This is a genomic window from Amycolatopsis balhimycina FH 1894 (assembly GCF_000384295.1).
GTDB classification, from domain to species: domain Bacteria; phylum Actinomycetota; class Actinomycetes; order Mycobacteriales; family Pseudonocardiaceae; genus Amycolatopsis; species Amycolatopsis balhimycina.
Genome location: NZ_KB913037.1, coordinates 856,095 through 872,709 on the forward strand (window position 1 = coordinate 856,095; position 16,615 = coordinate 872,709).

Annotated in this window: 13 protein-coding genes; 2 read left to right on the plus strand and 11 right to left on the minus strand. The window is 71.8% G+C overall.

Annotation, left to right across the window (positions count from 1 at the left end; genetic code table 11):
* The first annotated feature begins 183 nt into the window (after positions 1-183).
* Positions 184-450, plus strand: coding sequence for a hypothetical protein (locus A3CE_RS0103015; protein WP_020638585.1), 267 nt, complete (start codon positions 184-186; stop codon positions 448-450).
* Between the two features lie 397 nt (positions 451-847).
* Positions 848-2,068, plus strand: a complete 1,221-nt coding sequence (locus tag A3CE_RS0103020) for an SGNH/GDSL hydrolase family protein (protein ID WP_020638586.1) — start codon at positions 848-850, stop codon at positions 2,066-2,068.
* A 12-nt stretch (positions 2,069-2,080) separates the two neighbouring features.
* On the opposite strand, the gene A3CE_RS0103025 is transcribed toward A3CE_RS0103020, so the two are convergent.
* The 11 genes from A3CE_RS0103025 to A3CE_RS0103075 all read right to left on the minus strand — a co-directional run bounded on the left by A3CE_RS0103025 (position 2,081) and on the right by A3CE_RS0103075 (position 16,585).
* Positions 2,081-2,623: a GNAT family N-acetyltransferase gene (locus A3CE_RS0103025; protein ID WP_020638587.1), complete on the minus strand. Its 543-nt coding sequence runs from the start codon at positions 2,621-2,623 to the stop codon at positions 2,081-2,083.
* Between the two features lie 49 nt (positions 2,624-2,672).
* Positions 2,673-7,673, minus strand: coding sequence for an RHS repeat-associated core domain-containing protein (locus A3CE_RS0103030; RefSeq protein ID WP_020638588.1), 5,001 nt, complete (start codon positions 7,671-7,673; stop codon positions 2,673-2,675).
* Between the two features lie 25 nt (positions 7,674-7,698).
* Positions 7,699-8,247, minus strand: coding sequence for a YbaB/EbfC family nucleoid-associated protein (locus tag A3CE_RS0103035; RefSeq protein ID WP_020638589.1), 549 nt, complete (start codon positions 8,245-8,247; stop codon positions 7,699-7,701).
* Positions 8,244-8,582 carry a type VII secretion target gene (locus A3CE_RS0103040; protein WP_020638590.1) on the minus strand — a complete coding sequence of 113 codons (339 nt, stop codon included), beginning with the start codon at positions 8,580-8,582 and terminating at the stop codon, positions 8,244-8,246. Before A3CE_RS0103040 ends, A3CE_RS0103035 begins: the two co-directional genes overlap by 4 nt.
* Before the next feature lie 4 nt (positions 8,583-8,586).
* Positions 8,587-10,575, minus strand: coding sequence for a hypothetical protein (locus tag A3CE_RS0103045; RefSeq protein ID WP_020638591.1), 1,989 nt, complete (start codon positions 10,573-10,575; stop codon positions 8,587-8,589).
* 8 nt (positions 10,576-10,583) lie between these two features.
* Positions 10,584-11,051, minus strand: coding sequence for a hypothetical protein (locus tag A3CE_RS0103050; RefSeq protein WP_020638592.1), 468 nt, complete (start codon positions 11,049-11,051; stop codon positions 10,584-10,586).
* A 19-nt stretch (positions 11,052-11,070) separates the two neighbouring features.
* Positions 11,071-11,913: an ESX secretion-associated protein EspG gene (locus A3CE_RS0103055; RefSeq protein ID WP_020638593.1), complete on the minus strand. Its 843-nt coding sequence runs from the start codon at positions 11,911-11,913 to the stop codon at positions 11,071-11,073.
* A gap of 364 nt (positions 11,914-12,277) precedes the next feature.
* Positions 12,278-12,949, minus strand: a complete 672-nt coding sequence (locus A3CE_RS0103060; RefSeq protein ID WP_020638594.1) for a flavin reductase family protein — start codon at positions 12,947-12,949, stop codon at positions 12,278-12,280.
* A gap of 101 nt (positions 12,950-13,050) precedes the next feature.
* The gene (locus A3CE_RS0103065; protein WP_020638595.1) at positions 13,051-13,860 is read right to left on the minus strand and encodes an FAD binding domain-containing protein; all 810 of its coding nucleotides are present in this window, start codon (positions 13,858-13,860) and stop codon (positions 13,051-13,053) included.
* Complete coding sequence (locus tag A3CE_RS0103070; RefSeq protein ID WP_020638596.1) at positions 13,857-14,327, minus strand: (2Fe-2S)-binding protein; 471 nt, start codon at positions 14,325-14,327, stop codon at positions 13,857-13,859. Before A3CE_RS0103070 ends, A3CE_RS0103065 begins: the two co-directional genes overlap by 4 nt.
* Positions 14,324-16,585, minus strand: a complete 2,262-nt coding sequence (locus A3CE_RS0103075; protein WP_026468088.1) for a xanthine dehydrogenase family protein molybdopterin-binding subunit — start codon at positions 16,583-16,585, stop codon at positions 14,324-14,326. Before A3CE_RS0103075 ends, A3CE_RS0103070 begins: the two co-directional genes overlap by 4 nt.
* Positions 16,586-16,615: the final 30 nt, after the last annotated feature.

The following is a 16,615-nucleotide window of genomic DNA, read 5'->3' on the forward strand; positions in this document are numbered from 1 at the left end:
CACTGAGGCGCATCTGTCGCTGGCGGAACTGATTCATCCGATGACTGACCCTGCTGGTTGGTCTCAACCGTGTCAAGGGGCCAACCGGAGCGATCGTTGTGAACCACGCTCGTGTTCGCCGCGTATCCCTAGGTAACGAGCTGCAGCACTCGCACCGAACCAGCCGCACGAAAGGCCAGACCGATGTCCACCCACCCGAACGCGCTGAGCCGCCGCGCGATCGCCATGCTCAAGGCGGTCGCCGAAGGCCGTGCCGAGCTCCGCTGCAGCTGCGAACCCGACCTCCGCGTCGACGGCTTGTCCTGCTGCGACCAGAACACCGCCCACGACCTCGCCCACGCCGGGCTGGTCAGAGCCACCCGGCTCGTCGCCCCCGGCCAGTGGGCACCCGCCGAACTGACCGACGCGGGCCACCGCGCCCTGAGCGGAGTTCCCGCCGCCGCGGCGTGACCCTCCCGCTCGTGAAGGCCGTGAATGGCACATTGAGGGACGTAGAGTCCGTGAATGTGCCATTCACGGCCTTTCCGCGTGCTGGGTTGGGTGGGCTGCGCGAGAAAGCTGGGGAATGGGCTGAACCGGGGCGGGCCGGGGGCCGTGCTTGGGGTGAGGGCGTCTCGCACACGCCCTCCGGGGTCACCACGACGCAACGATCCGGGCCAGCCTCCGCCCGATCGGGACCGGGTACCCCGGCGAGCGGCCGTCGCGGCAACGGCCACCTCGCGCGGGCCCGTCCGGTATCCCCAGAATTCCGGACGGGTCCGCCCCCGGCCCGCTGTCCGGGATCTTGTCCGCCGCCCTCACCTGATCAGCGGTCGCTGACCCGCAGGACACACGGGACGGTGGGGGTATGCGACGCTTCCTGACCGTCGGCACGGCCGTCCTGGCGGGCTTCGGCATCCTCACGGCTTCCGGCAGCGCGAACCCGGAAAGCGCTCTCCCGGTCGTCGCCCAGCACGCCGTCGGCGGCTGGACGGGCACGTGGGCGGCGGCGCCCGCGGCCGCCGTGCCGAACACCCCGGACGGCTACCCGGGCTATTCGATCCGCAACGTCGTGCACACGAGCGCCGGGGGTGGCCGGGCACGCGTCCACCTCTCCAACGCCTTCGGGGCCGCTCCCCTGACCTTCGGGCACGTCACGATCGCGGTCCAGGGCACCGGCCCGGACGCCGCGGCGGGCACCCTGCGGCCGGTGACCTTCGGCGGCTCGCCGAGCGTCGTCGTGCCGGCCGGCGCCGAGGCGCTGAGCGACCCGGTGAGCCTGCGGGTGCCCGCCGACGCGAACCTGCTCGTGACGACGTACGTGCCGTCGAAGTCCGGCCCGGTCACCTACCACCCGGCAGCGTCGCAGACGTCGTATTTCACCCGCGCGGGCGACTTCGCCGCCAGCGAGTCCGGCGCCCCCTACACCGAGCAGGCGGCGGTGTGGCACTACGTTTCCGGCGTCGACGTCCAGGGCGGCGCCGAAGCCTCGATCGTGACACTGGGTGATTCGATCACCGACGGCGTCGGCTCGGCGGCCGGCGCGAACCACCGCTGGCCGGACTACCTCGCCGACCGGCTGCACGGCCGGTTCGGCGTGCTGAACGCCGGGATCAGCGCCAACCGGCTGCTGCTCGACGTACCCGGCTCCGGCGCCGGCCAGAACGCGCTCTCCCGCTTCGACCGCGACGTGCTGGGCGTCGGCGGTGTGCGGACGCTGATCGTGCTGGAGGGCATCAACGACATCCAGCAGACCCCGCACCAGACCGACGCGAGCGCGATCACGTCGGCGTACCGCCAGCTGGTGGCTCAGGCGCACGCGCGTGGCATCCGCGTCCTCGGCGGCACGCTCACGCCGTTCAAGGGCTGGCGGGTCTACGACGAGACCCTGGAGGCGACCCGGCAGGCGGTGAACGCGTTCATCCGCACCAGCGGGGTGTTCGACGCGGTGATCGACTTCGACGCGGCGGTCCGCGACCCCGCCGATCCGCTGCGAATGCTGCCGGCGTACGACTCCGGTGACCACCTCCACCCGGGCGACGCGGGCTACGAGCGCATGGCCGCGGCGATCCGCCTGGACCGCCTCTGAACCGTCAGCGATTCACGAGCCGCTGAGCGCGGCCACCGGCACCAGGTCGTCCACCAGCAGGTCCATCAGCAGGCCGTCGTGCCAGCTGCCGTCCGGGCCGCGCTCGTAGGAGCGCATCGTGCCGACCGGCCGGAAGCCGAGCGACTCGTAGAGCCGGATCGCCGCCTTGTTGTCGGCGGCGGGGTCGATCACCAGCCGGTGGTGCCCACGCACCGTGAACAGGTGTTCGGCGAGCGCGCGGATGGCGTCGGAGCCGAGGCCACGGCCCTGCCAGTCGGGGTGCACCGCGATGTCGATCCCGGCGTGCCGGTACTGGGGATCGGCCTCCTCGAAGGCGAGCTCGATCCCCACGACGACGTCGTCGTGCTCGACGGCGTAGGTCGTGGTGCCTTCGTCCGGGTCCAGCAGGTAGGACACCTGGGTGGCCACCGGCTCTTCGGCGTCCGCCCACCAGCGGGCGACTTCGGGGTGCGACAGGATCTCCTCGAACCGGGCGGCGTCCGAGGCGGCGGCAGGCCGCAGCCGGACACGGCTTCCGGTGATCAGGCCGGTCATCGGCCCAGTGTCGACCCCCGGAAGCCGTCTGTCGAGCGGTTCCGCCGCGTCAGTCACCCATGTCGGTGTCCGAGTCGTCCCGCCGCGGCCGCTTGGCCGGCGGGGCGCCGTCCGGCGAGATCGGCGAGTGCACCGGGCCCGAGCCGGACGGGCCCGCCTGCGGGCCGGCGGCCGGCGGCTTCGCGCCACCGGGAACCTCCTGCCAGGTGTGCCAAGGGCCACCCTGCTTCGCGAAGTTGGGGTCGTTGCGGTCCCAGTACGCGCGATTCGCGCCGTCGCCCGGGCGCGGGCTCATGTAGCGGTCCTCGTGCGCGCCACTCGCGTTGGACCGCTCCTTGGACTCGATGCCGTGGTAGGTGCTCGTCTCGCGGTTGTGCTTGAGGTTTTCCTCCCGGGTCCGGTCCTTCCCTTCCCGGTTCCAGTTCGAGCCCGCGGCCTCGTCGTGCCCGAGCACGCCGTTCTTGTGGCCCTTGATCTCGTTGCCGCTCGCACCCGTGTAGTTCTCACCGGGCTGCTTGGTGTCGAAGCGCCGGTTCGGGTCCATCAGCCACTTCTTGTCCGGCTTCTTCCCACCCGGAACCGGCGAAAGCGCCGCGTCTTCCCACAGCGGGAGCATCTTGCCGTGGTCGTGCTTGGGATTCTCGTACCCGGCCGCGGTGCGCCGGTCGTACTTCTGCGCGTTGGTCCCGGGTTTCTTCGCGCCGTACTTCCCGGCCGGCGACATCTGCTGGTAGAGCCGTCCGCCCGGCGAGTGCTCCGTGACGACGTTGTTCGGGACGTTCGTCTTGATCGTCAGCTTCGGCTTCTGGCCGCTCGGACCACCCGCGGCGCCCTGCGCGCTCGTGCCGCCGTTCTTGCAGCTCTGGGGTGCGAGCCCGAGCGGGTCGACCCACGCGTGCGGGTTCTCGACGTAGGCGTGCGGGTTGGGCCCGGCGCCGAGGCCGATCGGGTCCGGGCTGGCGTACCGCCCGGTCGACGGGTCGTAGTACCGGAAGAAGTTGTAGTGCAGCCCGCTCTCGGCGTCGAAGTACTGCCCGGCGAACCGCAGGGGCGTGCCCGCCCCCGTGCGGGTCTCCTCGACGGTCGCGCCCCACAGGCTCAGCCGCGAGAACCAGGCGACGGTGCCGCGGTCGTCGACCAGCTCGGCCGGCGCGCCCGACGGGTCGGCCACGACCAGGTGGAACTGCTCGCCGAGCAGCTCCTGCGGCGAGCGGAACTGCCGTTCCCGCTGGATCAGCGGCTGGAAGCCGTCCGGCTCGTAGTCCCACACGGTGACCCGGATGCCGGTGGCGTCCGAGTGGGCCTGCTCGACCAGGACCTGGTCGTCCCAGGTGAACTCGACGCGCTCGGCAACGCTCGTGCCGTCCGGGCCGAGCCGTTCCTTGCCGATCCGCCTGCCCAGCGGGTCGTAGGTGTACCGCCACTGGGTGCCGTCCGGGGTCCGCACCCCGGCGAGCCGGTCCTGCGGGCCCCAGGCGTACTGCCAGGTCCCCGCCGTCTCGGTCTCCCGGAGCACGAGACGGCCCCGGTCGTCGTGCGTGAAACGGGTCCGCCCGGCCGTCCGGACCACCGTGCCGGCGAACGACCGCGGCCCGAGCGCGTCCTGGCTGCCCGAAGCCGGCCAGACGGCGTCGGTGACGTTGCCCGCCGCGTCGTAGGCGTACCGCTCGGACCAGCGCGGCGCCTGCACGCCGACGACGCGGGCACGCTGGTCCAGGGTGAACCCGCGCGGCCCGGTGAGCCGGTCCTGGACGCCGGTCAGCGCGCCGTCCGGCCGGTACGCGTAGGAACGCTGCTGGCTGAGCTGCCCCGTCGCGGCGGTGATCGTCTGCGAGAGCAGCTGCGCGTCCGGTGTCCACGCCTGGCTGATCGCCGCGCCGGAGTCGAGCGCGCGCCGGACCTCGCGGCCGGCGTGGTCGTGTTCGAACCGCAGGGTCCGGCCGCCCGTGTGCACGGCGACCGGCTGGTCCAGCGCGTCGTACTCCCAGACGCTCTCGGCGCCGGACGGCGTCCGGCGCCGGACCCGGCGGCCTAGTGCGTCGTAGCCCGACTCGACCGTGCGGCCGTTCACCGTTTCGGCGGTGACCCGGCCCGCGGCGTCCCGCTGGAACGTCACCCGCGTCCGGCCGTCGTCGGCTTCCAGGAGGTGCCCCACGGTGCTGTAGGTGTACCGCGTCGTGACCGGCCCGCAGATGTGCTCGACGACGTTGCCGGCCAGGTCGTGGCGGAAGGTCGTCGTCTCCCCGGCGTGCGTCCGGGCGACGAGCTGCCCGGCGGCGTCGTAGCGGTAGTCCACCGCTGTGCCGGCGAAGTCCGTCTCGCGCACCAGGTTGCCGGCCGCGTCGTACTCGTAGCGCCAGACGAGCCCCTGCTCGTTCGTGACGGCGGTGAGCCGCAGCATGGTGTCGTAGGCGAATTCGACGCGGCTGCCGTCCGGGCGGATCTCCGCCGCGGGCAGGTCGAAGTGCGTGGTCTCGGCCCGGGTGACCGCCCCGGCCGCGTCGGTGTACGCGACGCTGTTGCCTTCGCCGTCGAAGATCCACCGCTCGACGGCGCCGCTCGGGTGCCGGTGCCACGCGAGCCGGCCGTCGACCGTGTAGCCGAAGCGCTCCACGCTCCCCGACGGGTCGGTGATGGCCCGGATCCGGCCGAACAGGTCGCGCTCGTACCGGGTCACGCGGCCGAGCGGGTCGGTGGTCGCGACCGGCAGGCCACTGGCGTCCGTCTCGACGAGCAGGGTGTTGCCCAGCGCGTCGGTGACGGCCGAGACGTTCCCCTCGCCGTCGTAGGCGTACCGGGTGGTGGCGCCGGCCGGATCGGTCACCGCGGTGAGGCTGCCGCGCTCGTCGTACTCCCAGCGCGTGACCACCCCGGGTGCTTCGGTCATCGTCAGCGGCAGGCCGAACCGGTTGCGCTCGAAGGTGATCTCGGCGCCGTCCGGCCGGGTGATGGTGACGAGGTGGCCCGCGTCGTCGTAGGCGTAGGCGGTCGTGCGGCCCAGCTGGTCGGTCTGGCGCAGGAGCCGGTCGTGGGCGTCCCACTCGTTGACGATCGCGCCGCCGGCGGGGCCGACCTCCTTGACCACCTGCCCGGCTTCGTTCAGGTGGAACTCGGTGCGGTGGCCCAGGGAATCCGTGGAGTGGGTGACGCGGTTTTCGGTGTCGTACGCCAACGTGCCGGTGAAGAACCCGCCGGCGCCTTCGGTGCGGACACAGCGTCCGTGCTGGTCGTAGGTGTAGCGGTACCACTCGCCGTTGCGGTCGGTCCAGGCGGTGATCCGCCCCGCCGGGTCGTAGGTGTAGCGGAACGCCTGTCCGGTGCTGTTGGTGACCGCGGTGAGCTCGCCATCGGTGTAGCCGTAGCGCAGGAGCTCGACCTCGGTGCCGTCGGCGGCGACCGCGTGCAGCGCCGCGACCAGCCCACCGGCCGTCTCCACGCGGACGGTGTAGCCGCCGCTGTGCCGGATCTCGGTGGGCACGCCGCGGGAGTCGTGGGCGAACTCGATCCGGTTGCCGTGCCGGTCGCCGACCGAGGTCAGCGGCAGTTCCGGTCCGCCAGGGGCGAAGTACAGCACGTGCGCCCGCTCGAAGTCCTCGATCAGGTAGCCACCGTCGTCGGTGCGGGTCAGGCGCCGCTCGGGCCCCTGGTCACTGGTGGTCCAGACACCGACGAGCGGGTACGGGAACTTCTGGATCGTCCCGTCGGCCGCGGCGAAGGTCAGGCCGGCGTCGTCGACCGCCAGCCGCTGGTCCAATGTGGACACCCAGCTCGCGCCGAACCAGCGGCCGGCCCGGTGGGACGAGAAGTGCGTCCGCTCGACGGCCAGGGGCAGCACACCGAGGAACTCGGCGTCGACCTCGCTCATCACCATCTGGCCGGTGGAGACGTCGATCGGGTCGGTCACGCACCGCGTGTTGTCCTGCGACCGCGGGTTCGGCTTCTCGTCCTTCAGCGGCGGTGGGCTGTTGTCCTTGCCCTTGCCCTTGCCACCCGAACCGGGTCCGTCGAGCCCGCGCGATCCGGTCGGGCCGTCGGGCGTGGGGTCCGGGCTCTTCGGGGAGTCTTCGGGCCCCTTCGACGCCGGTGGCGGGTCGGTCTTGGGTGGCGGGTCGGCCTTCGCGCCCGCCGCACTGGTGCTGTCGTCGCCCTTGGGCGGCGGGTCGGTCTTCGGGGGCGGGTCGGTCTTGGGTGGCGGGTCGGTCTTCGGGGGCGGCCCGCCATTGCCCTTCGGGCCGTCGTCGAGCCCCTTGGGGTTGCCCTTGATGTCGGCGTGCTTCGGCGGCGGCGCGGCCTTGCCCGGCTTGATGTTCCGCAACGCCTTCGCCGCGTCACCGAACAGATCGCCGGCCCGCTTCAGCAGCGGCATCAGCGCCTTCAACGCCGTCACCAGCCGCTTGACCAGGTTCGCGATCTTCGACGCCGTCTTCGCCACCGCGTTGATCACCTGCGGGACGACCCAGGTCATCCCGATGCCCAGGGTGAACACCACCTGCAGTGCCCAGCTGATCAGGTGACCGATCAGCTCCGCGATGATGTCCCGCACCAACGCCCGCACGGCCGCGACGACTTCACCAGCGGTTTTGACCCCGCTGGAGGCGCCCTCGCAGCCCTTCTGAGCCGTGGTCAGCAGCGTCACCGTGTCCTGCGCCCGCTGCCGGTAGGCGTCCCCGGCGGTCCCCGTCCACGACGCGGTGTCGGTCTTGACCATCCCGGTCAGGTCCTCGCCGATGCTGCCCAGCTCGGTGGCGATGTTCTTCCACGTCTCCGACTGCGCGGCGATCTCATCGGCATTGCCGGTCAGCCCGTTGAGCGCTTCCTTCAACGGCCCGACGTGCTCGATCAGCCAGCCGACCCCGGCCGCCAGGATCGCGCCGAAGGGATCCATCGCCATCGACAGCGCGTCCAGGGCCGTGCCGACGGCACCCATCGCCACCGACGCCCAGTCACCACTCTCGATCGCCGACTTCAGATCATTCGCCGACTCCAGCAGCGAAATCCCCGAATACGCCTTCGTCGAATCCTTGGTCTCCGCGACCAACGGGTTCGCCACTACACGACCTTCTTGTCGACTCGGGTCACCACGGGTTGTTGTCCTCGTCCTCCGGAGCGGTGGGCCGCCTCCGCGGCGCGGACGCCGGCGGAGCCGCGGGCGGGACGGCCGCGCCGCCCGCCGGAGACGGCGGCACCGGGCCGGGCTCGCCGGGTGCCGGCTGGTCGTCCGGCTCGTCCGGATCGGAGAACCGGCCGCGCAGGTTGTCGAGCAGCAGGGTGCGGGTCTCGCGATCCTCGTCACCGAGCTGCTCGGCCATCACCCCCGCGACGCGGTCGGCGATGCCGGCCTGCGCGCGGCGCATCGTCGTGAGGATCTGCCGCGAGAGTTCTTCCAGCGGGAACGACTTGACCTTGTTCGAGAACGTCAGGTCCGTGACCGTGCCATCCGCACCGACGGTGACGCTGACCGCGCCGTCAGGGCTGCTCGCGGTCAGCCGCAGCCGTTCGGTCTGCTCCTGCGCCGCCTGGTACTTCTGCGCCTTCACCGCGAACCCGGCCGCCCAGTCGTCCATCCGGCGGATCGTCTCGTCGGGGTCCTGCATCAGGTCCCCCAAGCCGTTCGGGCCCGTCATGCCTTCACCTTCACTTCAGCCGGCGAGGCCGCGAGCTGACGCTCGAACGGCTGCGCGTTGCCTTCTTCCCCGTCGCGATAGGACTGCGCCGCGGTCTTGACGTTGTCGGAAAGCCCGCGCACGCCCTCGACAGACGCGGACAGCGCGTCCTTCGCCTGTTCGCCCGTCGGCCGGATGATCGGCGGCAGGAACGCGCACAGCAGCCCGTAGGCGTGGTCCGACATCGCCGTGTCGGACGCCGAAACGGCCGTGTTGAGCCGGTCCACCAGGCTGTCGACGTGGCTCGCGTGCGCGACCAGGTCGTCCGGTTCGACCTCGAAACCGCCGGCCGTCATGTGCTCACTTCCAATCCTGGTTCTTCCAGTCGCCGATCACCGGAGGCGCCACCGCTTCTTCGCCCGCGAAGAAGCTCGGGTCGTCGCTCTCGAGGTAGCCGGCTGCCTTGTGTTCCTTGTCGTCTTCCTTCTTGCCGCCGCGGGCCCCGCCCATGGCGCCCATCCCCGGGGAGCCCGCCGCGCCGGCCGCGCCGCGCCCGGACATCGCGTTCCGCGCCGCCGCCGCTTCGGCCTCGGCGGCCGCGCCGGACGCCGCGCCCCCGCTCAGGTTGCCCGCGCCGCGCATCCCGGCACCGCCGGCGCCGGCACCGCCGGTGCCCGAGCCGCCGATCCCGCCGAGGGAGCCGCCCCCGCCACCGCCACCGCCGCCGATCCCGCCGAGCCTGCTGGCGATGCTGTCGCCGTTGATCCCGCCGCCCCGGCCGATGGTCGGCATCTTGGCACCACCGGGGTTCCCGAGCCCGCCGGTGCCGGTGGGCAGGCCGGTGAGCGGGTCGATGCCGGGCGGGGTGAACCCGGGAATCGGGCTCCCGCCGCGCGGGCCGCCGGTGCCGCCCGAGACGTCCGGGATGGTGGGGATGTTCGGCGGGGTGAACCCGCTGCCGCCGGTGGTCCCGGGGCCGATGCCGGACGGCGAGAAACCGGACGACGTCGTCGTGTCGTCGAAGCGCGGCACCGAGGAGCCGGGGATGCCGGCGCCGGTGAAGTTGCCGCCCGTCTGCGTGCCGGGCACGTCGAAGGAGGGCGGTGTGAAGCCCGCGCCGCCGGAACCGCCCACACCGCTGCCAGGGATGCCACTGCCGGAGAAGCCGCTGCCCGGGATGCCGCTCCCGGAGAAGCCGGAGCCGCCGGTGCCCTCTCCGCCGGGGATGCCGCTCCCGGAAAAACCGGAGCCACCGGGGCCCTCCGCACCGGGAATGCCGGACACGCCCGCGCCGCTGCCGCCGGGGATGCCCGCACCGGCACCGCCCGTGCCGTTGGCACCGTCGAGACCCGCCGCGGTCAGGCCGGCCGGGGTCCGCGCGGTCGTCCCGTCCAGCGCCGGTTCCACCGGGCTCCGCGCCAGCAGCGGCCGGGTGCCGGTGGCCGCGCTCCCGCCCGCCGGCGCCATGGTCGTCGATCGTCGTGCCGTCTCGGTCGGCAGCTTCGGCGGGGCCGGGAACTTCGGGGTGGCGACGGCGCTGCCGATGGTCTCGTCGTACTGCGTCAGGATCTGCGCGGCGTGTTCGCGGGCGACCTGCTGCGCCTTGTAGGTCTGCACGGCCTCCCCCGCGGCCGAGGCGTACTGCAGCGGGTCGGTCATCTGCTGCAGGCGCTGGTTGGTGGCCTGCAGGTCGAACTGCACCGGCGGGTTCGCGCCCATCTGCCGCTGGGTCTCGTTGAGCGCCTGGGAGTGGATCTCCTGCTGCCGCCCGGCGAGCGTCGCGCCCTGCGCGGTCGCGCCCAGCCACTTGCCGACGCCGGCGAGGTGCTCGCGGACGGCGTCACCGGCGCCGCCCTGCCAGTTGCTGGTGCTGGCGTTGATCGCGTCGGCGAGGGTCTTCTGGTGCGTGCCCAGGTCGTTGCCGACGCGCACCCACTCTTCCGAAGTTTCCGCGACGGTCGCCGGGTTGGCGTCCAGCGTGATGGCTTCGTTCATCTGTTCGTGGCTGGCGTTGGCCCACAGCGTGCGCGGCGGGCCGCCGGTCTCGCGCATGGAGAGGCCCTCGTCGAGGCCGTGCTTGGCGTCGGCGAGGTGCTGCTGGTAGAGCTCCTGGATCTTCCGGTCGCGCAGCACGGGGTCGACGACCGGGCCGAGCCAGCCGCGCCGGATCTCGTCGTCGACCTGCAGCGTGGCCATCTCGCGGATCTGGTCGCCCGAGGGCGAGCTGTCCGTGGTCAGCGGCCCCACGTAGTACTTCGACGAGGAGTCGGCGGTGACGTCGTAGAGGGGGCTGCGCGGGTCGTAGTCCGGGGACGACGGGTCCGACACGGACTGGGCGGTGGGTGCCACGGTCTCCCTCAGCTGTGGTCGGCGGGCGGGATCGCCGCGAGCGTGGCCCGCGTGCTCTCTTCCCGGGACTGGTAGTTCTTCTTCGCCAGCTTGATGGCCTCGATGTAGGTCGGGAACTCCTGCCGCGCCGCCTGCAGCTGGGTGAGCAGCCCGTGCTCGTCGGCGGCGGTGCTGACCATGTGCGCGGAGACCCACTGCCCGGTGGCGGTCCGGCTCATGGCCGGCGCGTCGTGCAGCCGCTGCAGCGTGGCCCACCGCTCTTCGAGGGACTCGAGGACGCCTTCGAGCGCCTTGATCAGCTGGTTTCCGGTGGTGTCGTCGATCGCGAAGCCACCGCTCTGGGCGAGCCGCTTCAGCTGGGCACCGGCGAGGCCGACGCGGACCGTGGCCATCATCTTGGCCTCGGGGGTCGTCGCGGCTTGCATCTGCATGGTCGCCTGGAGCGCCTGGGCGGCCGCCGCGGTCTCTTCCGTCACTAGGACTGTTCCTCCCCGATCAGTAGACAGCCGCGATCGCGTGCCGGATCGCGCGCGCGAGGTCGGCCCGCCCGGCCGGCACGTACTCCGCGGTCAGCTCGCCCGCCTCGCCGGTCTTGGTGTGCACCAGATAGCGGCCGTCGGCGGTGTCCAGCCAGCTCAGCGGGTCACCCGCGAGCAGCTCGCCCCGCCGGCCCAGCGCGGTGACGGCGATGTGGCCACCACCCAGCCGAGGTTCGGCGAGCACCCGTTCCAGCACGGCGACGTCCGACGGTTTCGCGGCCGGAGCACGGCGCCCCGGCCGGACGACGGCCTTGACCTCGATCATGCCGAAGGCATCGGTCTCTTCTTCGTCGAACTCGGCGTCCGCGATGCGCTTGGCGGTCATGGCCGAAACGTCCCGCCCGGCGGCCCGGTGCACGACGTGCCTCCCGGTGGTGGCGGCCGGAGCCGGCGGCAGCACACCGGTGACGACCTCGACGAGGTCCTCGTCCGCGAACAGCGAAAACAGCAGTTCATCGGTGTCCGGAGCCTGGGTGACACCGAGCGCCTGCGCCCCATCGGTGACCACGAGCACGGCAACATCGGCACCAAGACCATCGATCCCGCTGACGGCAACCGAAACACGCGGCTCGGCGAGCAGCTCGAAGGCCATCCGCACACCGGGGTGCAGCTCACCGGAGACCGAAAGCCGCCGTTCCTCGAGAGCGTCGTAAACCCGCCGCGCGACATGCACGAACCGCACGGGATCGGCGGGCAGGTGCCCGGCCCGCAAGGGGTACCGCCGGACATCGCCCCCGGTCGCCTGCCCGACGACGAGAGCTTCGACGACCTCGAGGACGAACTCGAACCGCTCCGCCATATCCCCTCGCCGCACTCGTTTCGTCAAGCCCTCAAGCAATTCTCCTCACGAACAGTAGCAGTGCCGTAAGACGCCGCGACGGCACCGCCACGCGGATGCCCGAAAGACCACGATCCCTGGACTGCGCGGGCAAAGGCCTTGCCGCTTCCGTGCCCTCGTGCCATGCGGGTGCACGTGCATCGCGGGGGGGTGCTTCGCAGCCGAGGGGGCCGGGAGCGGGGCGCGGCTGGCGCACGTACCGGCCCGACGCTCGCGGTGGGGTAGCGATCGGCCGGCGCCCGGGCGAGGTGCCGAGCGCCCCAATGCCACATTGGGCGCTTGAGCTGGGGCCACGGCGAAGCCGCATCTTGAAACTCAAGCAAAGTCACCGAGAAGAAACCAACCGAGCCCGATCGATATCAGGACCACGATAGAGCCGCTCCGGAATCCGAGCCAGAGTGGAAGGATGAACCTGCTCGCCCAACCCGTAGAACTTCTGAAAACTCATGATGAGCGGCCGCCAGGAGTCAGGATCGACGCGATCATCACTACCGGCCACCCGGATCTCATCGTGCACGAAGACCCGCTGAACCCGAACCTCGAAGGTCAAGATCCCCCCATCGTCCCCCACCGGATGCACGGCCTCGACGACAGCCTCCATGGCAACCGGACACTCGGCAACCCGGGGAGGCACAACAGTTTCCGACGGAACAGCGGTCAACCCGGCCCGCGAAAACTTCGAGGCGACGTGGAAATAGCCACGCCGAGCCTTGCCGACAGGAACGGGATCCGACCCAGTGGTGAGCGCGAGCCGGTCGACGGCCCCCGCTTGCCCCTCCGAAGGGAGGTTCAGCACGCATTCGCCGGTGCGCACCAGGTTCTGGGCGGTCTTCGACCGGGCCCCGAGCCCGAGGATGGCCCGCCACCCGAGCCAGAACGCCGACGACATCGGGGCCAGGTTGGCCGAGCCGTCCTCGTTGGTGCTCGAAATGAGCACGACCGGGGTGCCGAAGTACAGGATGCCGGGCTCGATGGCCGTGTGCGCAGGTGTGTTCACGTCTTCGAGCGTGCCGTCGACGCCGGAGCCGGTGCTGGCGGGAATCGGCCATCGCGATCACCGGCGGCCCCCGGAAAGGACGCCGGTGATCGCGGAAGCCCTCAGCTCGCCTGGGTGAGCGCGCGGCGCGTCAGCACCCTGGCCAGGTGGCGGCGGTACTCCGCCGTGGCGTGCGGCTCGTCCGGCGGGTTCGTGCCCTCCGCCGCCACTGCCGCCGCCTCGGCGATCGACGCTCCCGACGCCAGCGCCGACTCCGTGGCCGACGCCCGCAGCGGCACTCCGCCCATGTTCACCAGACCCACGCGACCCCCGGCGACAGCCACCCCGACCATCGCCCAGTCGATCGCGCGGCGGGTGAACTTCTCGAAGCCCCAGCCCTGACCGGCCTGCGACGGCAAGCGGATCTCCGTCAGCAGTTCGGCAGGCTCCAGCGGCGTCGTGAACGGGCCCAGGAAGAACTCCGACGCCGGAATCCGCCGCTCGCCGGAAGGGCCGCGCGCGACCAGCACGGCGTCCGAGGCGAGCACCGCCGCGGGCAGGTCCGCCGCCGAGTCCGCGTGCACCAGCGACCCGCCGATCGTGCCGCGGTGGCGGACCTGCCGGTCGCCCACCGAAGCCGACACGTGCGCCAGCAGCGGCGCGTGCTCCAGCAGCACCGGGTCCTGCGCGAGATCGCTGTAACGGGACAACGCGCCGATCACGACTTCGCCGCCGTCGAGGCGGACGTACCGGAGCTCGTCGAGCGGCCCGATGTCCACCAGGTACTCCGGCGCGGCCAGCCGCAGCTTCATCAGCGGCAGCAGGGAATGCCCGCCGGCGAGCACCTTCGCCTCGTCGCCCAAAGCCGCCAGCCGAGCCAGCGCCTCGTCCACTGTGGACACGCGCTCGTACTGGAACGAAGCCGGGATCACCGGTCCACCTCCTGCCCCGAAGCGTCGATCACGGCGCTCACGATGTTGTGGTAACCCGTGCAGCGGCACAGGTTGCCCTCGAGCCCCGCCCGCACCTCGTCCCGCGAAGGCTTCGGGTTGTCGGCCAGCAGCGAAACCGACGCCATGATCATGCCCGGCGTGCAGAACCCGCACTGCAGCCCGTGCTGCTCACGGAAGGCGCGCTGCACGGGATGCAGTTCTCCGTCCGAAGAGGACAGTCCCTCGACGGTGGTGACGGCGTGGCCGTCGGCCTGCGCCGCCAGCACCGTGCACGACTTGACCGACTCGCCGTCGAGCAGCACGGTGCAGGCCCCGCACGACGTCGTGTCGCAGCCGATGTTCGTGCCGGTGAGCCCGGCGGTGTCACGCAGGAAGTGCACCAGCAGCGTCCGGTCCGGCACCTCCTCGGCCACCGAGCGCCCGTTGACCTCGATCGAAACCTTCACCGCGCGCGTCCCTTCCCAGTTTCTTCGAGTGCGGCCCAGACCCGGATGGGGGTCGTGGGCATGTCCAGGTGCCGGACGCCACGGGACGAAAGAGCGTCGACCACGGCGTTGTGCACCGCCGGCGTCGAGCCGATGGTGGCCGCCTCGCCGATTCCCTTGACGCCCAGCAGGTTCCGGTCGGTCGGGGTGGTCATGTCGACGAGCTCGAAGTCCGGCAGCTCGGCGGCGGTGACGAACGAGTAGTCCGCCAGTGTCGCGGTCGTCGGGTTGCCGTCGTCGTCGTAGGTGACGACCTCCATGAGCGCCTGCGCCGCGCCCTGGGCGAGGCCGCCGTGGCGCTGCCCGCGGAAGGTCAGCGGGTTGACGATCGGGCCGGCGTCGTCGACGGCGACGATCCGGCGCAGCTCGACCTTGCCGGTCTCGGTGTCGACCTCGACCACCGCGAGATGCGCGCCGAACGGGAACGTCGGTTTGCCGTCGCCGAACCAGACGTCGGCGGTGAGCTTGCCCTCGGCACGCTCGGCCACCTGCGCCCAGCTGAGCACGGTGCTCGACGGCGCGCCACGCACCTGCCAGACCCCGCGCTCGACGTCCAGTTCGAGGTCGTCCGGCGCGGCTTCCAGCAGGTCGGCCGCGAGCTCGCGGGCCTGGGCGATCACCTGGTCGGCCGCCTGCCGGATCGCCGAGCCGCCCAGCTGCAGCGACCGGGAACCGAACGTGCCGATGCCCTTGGGCACCTCGTCGGTGTCGCCGTGCCGGACGGTGATCTTGTCCAGCGGCACGCCGAGCCGGTCGGACAGCAGCATCGCCAGTGACGTCCCGAGTCCCTGCCCGTGCGGCGAACTTCCGGTCCACGCGACGACCGAGCCGTCCGGGTGGATGTCGACGCGGCCGCTCTCGCCGCCGCCGTCGCCGCCGGTGATTTCGACGTAGGTCGCGATGCCCAGACCGAGTTCGACCGGGTCGCCCGCCTCCCGCCGCCGCTGTTGCTCGGCCCGCAGTTCGGTGTACCCGGCGGCGTCCAGGGCCTTGTCCAGTGCCGCCGCGTACTCGCCCGTGTCGTAGGACGCGCCGGTCGGTGTCTGGTACGGGAACTCGTCCGGCCGGATGAAGTTGACCCGGCGGACCTCGGCCGGGTCGCGCCCGATCTCGCCGGCGAACATGTCCATCGCCCGTTCGACGGCGGCCGTCGCCTCCGGCCGGCCGGCGCCGCGGTAGGCCGAGACCGGCGTCGTGTTCGTGACGACCGCGCGGCTGCGTGTCTCCACCTTCGGGAACCGGTACACGCCGACGGCCATCAGCTCGGTCAGCGTCGGCAGGAACAGTGTCCGCGGGTACGCGCCCGCGTCCTGGATGACGTCGAGGCGGTACGCGAGGACCGTGCCGTCGCGCTTCCCGCCGATGGTCACGGTGTTCTGCTGCGCGCGGCCGTGCGTCATCGACGTCAGGTTCTCGGTGCGCGACTCGACCCAGCGCACCGGCCGCCCGAGCCGCTTCGCGGCCCAGCCGAGCACGGTCACCTCGGGGTCCGCGCCGATCTTCGCGCCGAACCCGCCGCCGACGTCCGGCGTGATCACCCGGACCGACTCCTCGCCGACGCCGAGGCTCATCGCCAGCTGCATGCGGGCGATCTGGGCGTTCTGCGACGACAGCCAGACCGTCAGCCTGCCGTCGTCGCCCCAGGCGCAGGACGCGCCGCGGCCCTCGAGCGGGGCGGGCGCGACACGCTGGTTGACGATGGTCTGCGTGACCACGACGTCGCAGCCTTCGAAGATCGCGTCGTCGAACTGCTCCGCGCCGTTGACCTGCACGATGTTGCTGTCGGTCTCCTGGTGCAGCAGCGTCTCGCCCGCCAGCGCCACGTCGATGCTCGCGACCGCGTCCAGCGGGTCGTAGTCGACGTCGACCAGCTCGGCCGCGTCGGCGAGCTGGTAGCGCTCTTCGGTGAGGACCAGCGCGACGGGTTCGCCGACGTAGCGCACCACCCCGTCGGCCAGCCAAGGTTCTTTCAGCGGTCCGGCCGGGTGCGGGTCGAGCCCGAGGTCGGCGGCGGTGAACACACCGAGCACCCCCGGCGCCGCCCTCGCTTCGCTCACGTCGATGCCGCCGATCCGCGCGTGCGCGATCGGACTTCGCACGAACACCGCGTGTGCGGCCCCGGTCAGCGCATCCACCCGCAGATCGTCCACATAGGTGCCGCCCGCGGTGATCAGGTTCTGATCCTCTTGGCGGACCACCCTGGTCCCGACAATGCTCATCTGGTCTCCTGCTCGCCGATACCCCGCCGA

Coding starts and splice junctions, on each gene's coding strand:
- A3CE_RS0103015 (WP_020638585.1), top strand. CDS start 184: ATGTCCACCCACCCGAACGCGCTGAGCCGCCGCGCGATCGCCATGCTC.
- A3CE_RS0103020 (WP_020638586.1), top strand. CDS start 848: ATGCGACGCTTCCTGACCGTCGGCACGGCCGTCCTGGCGGGCTTCGGC.
- A3CE_RS0103025 (WP_020638587.1), bottom strand. CDS start 2,623: ATGACCGGCCTGATCACCGGAAGCCGTGTCCGGCTGCGGCCTGCCGCC.
- A3CE_RS0103035 (WP_020638589.1), bottom strand. CDS start 8,247: ATGACGGGCCCGAACGGCTTGGGGGACCTGATGCAGGACCCCGACGAG.
- A3CE_RS0103040 (WP_020638590.1), bottom strand. CDS start 8,582: ATGACGGCCGGCGGTTTCGAGGTCGAACCGGACGACCTGGTCGCGCAC.
- A3CE_RS0103055 (WP_020638593.1), bottom strand. CDS start 11,913: ATGGCGGAGCGGTTCGAGTTCGTCCTCGAGGTCGTCGAAGCTCTCGTC.
- A3CE_RS0103075 (WP_026468088.1), bottom strand. CDS start 16,585: ATGAGCATTGTCGGGACCAGGGTGGTCCGCCAAGAGGATCAGAACCTG.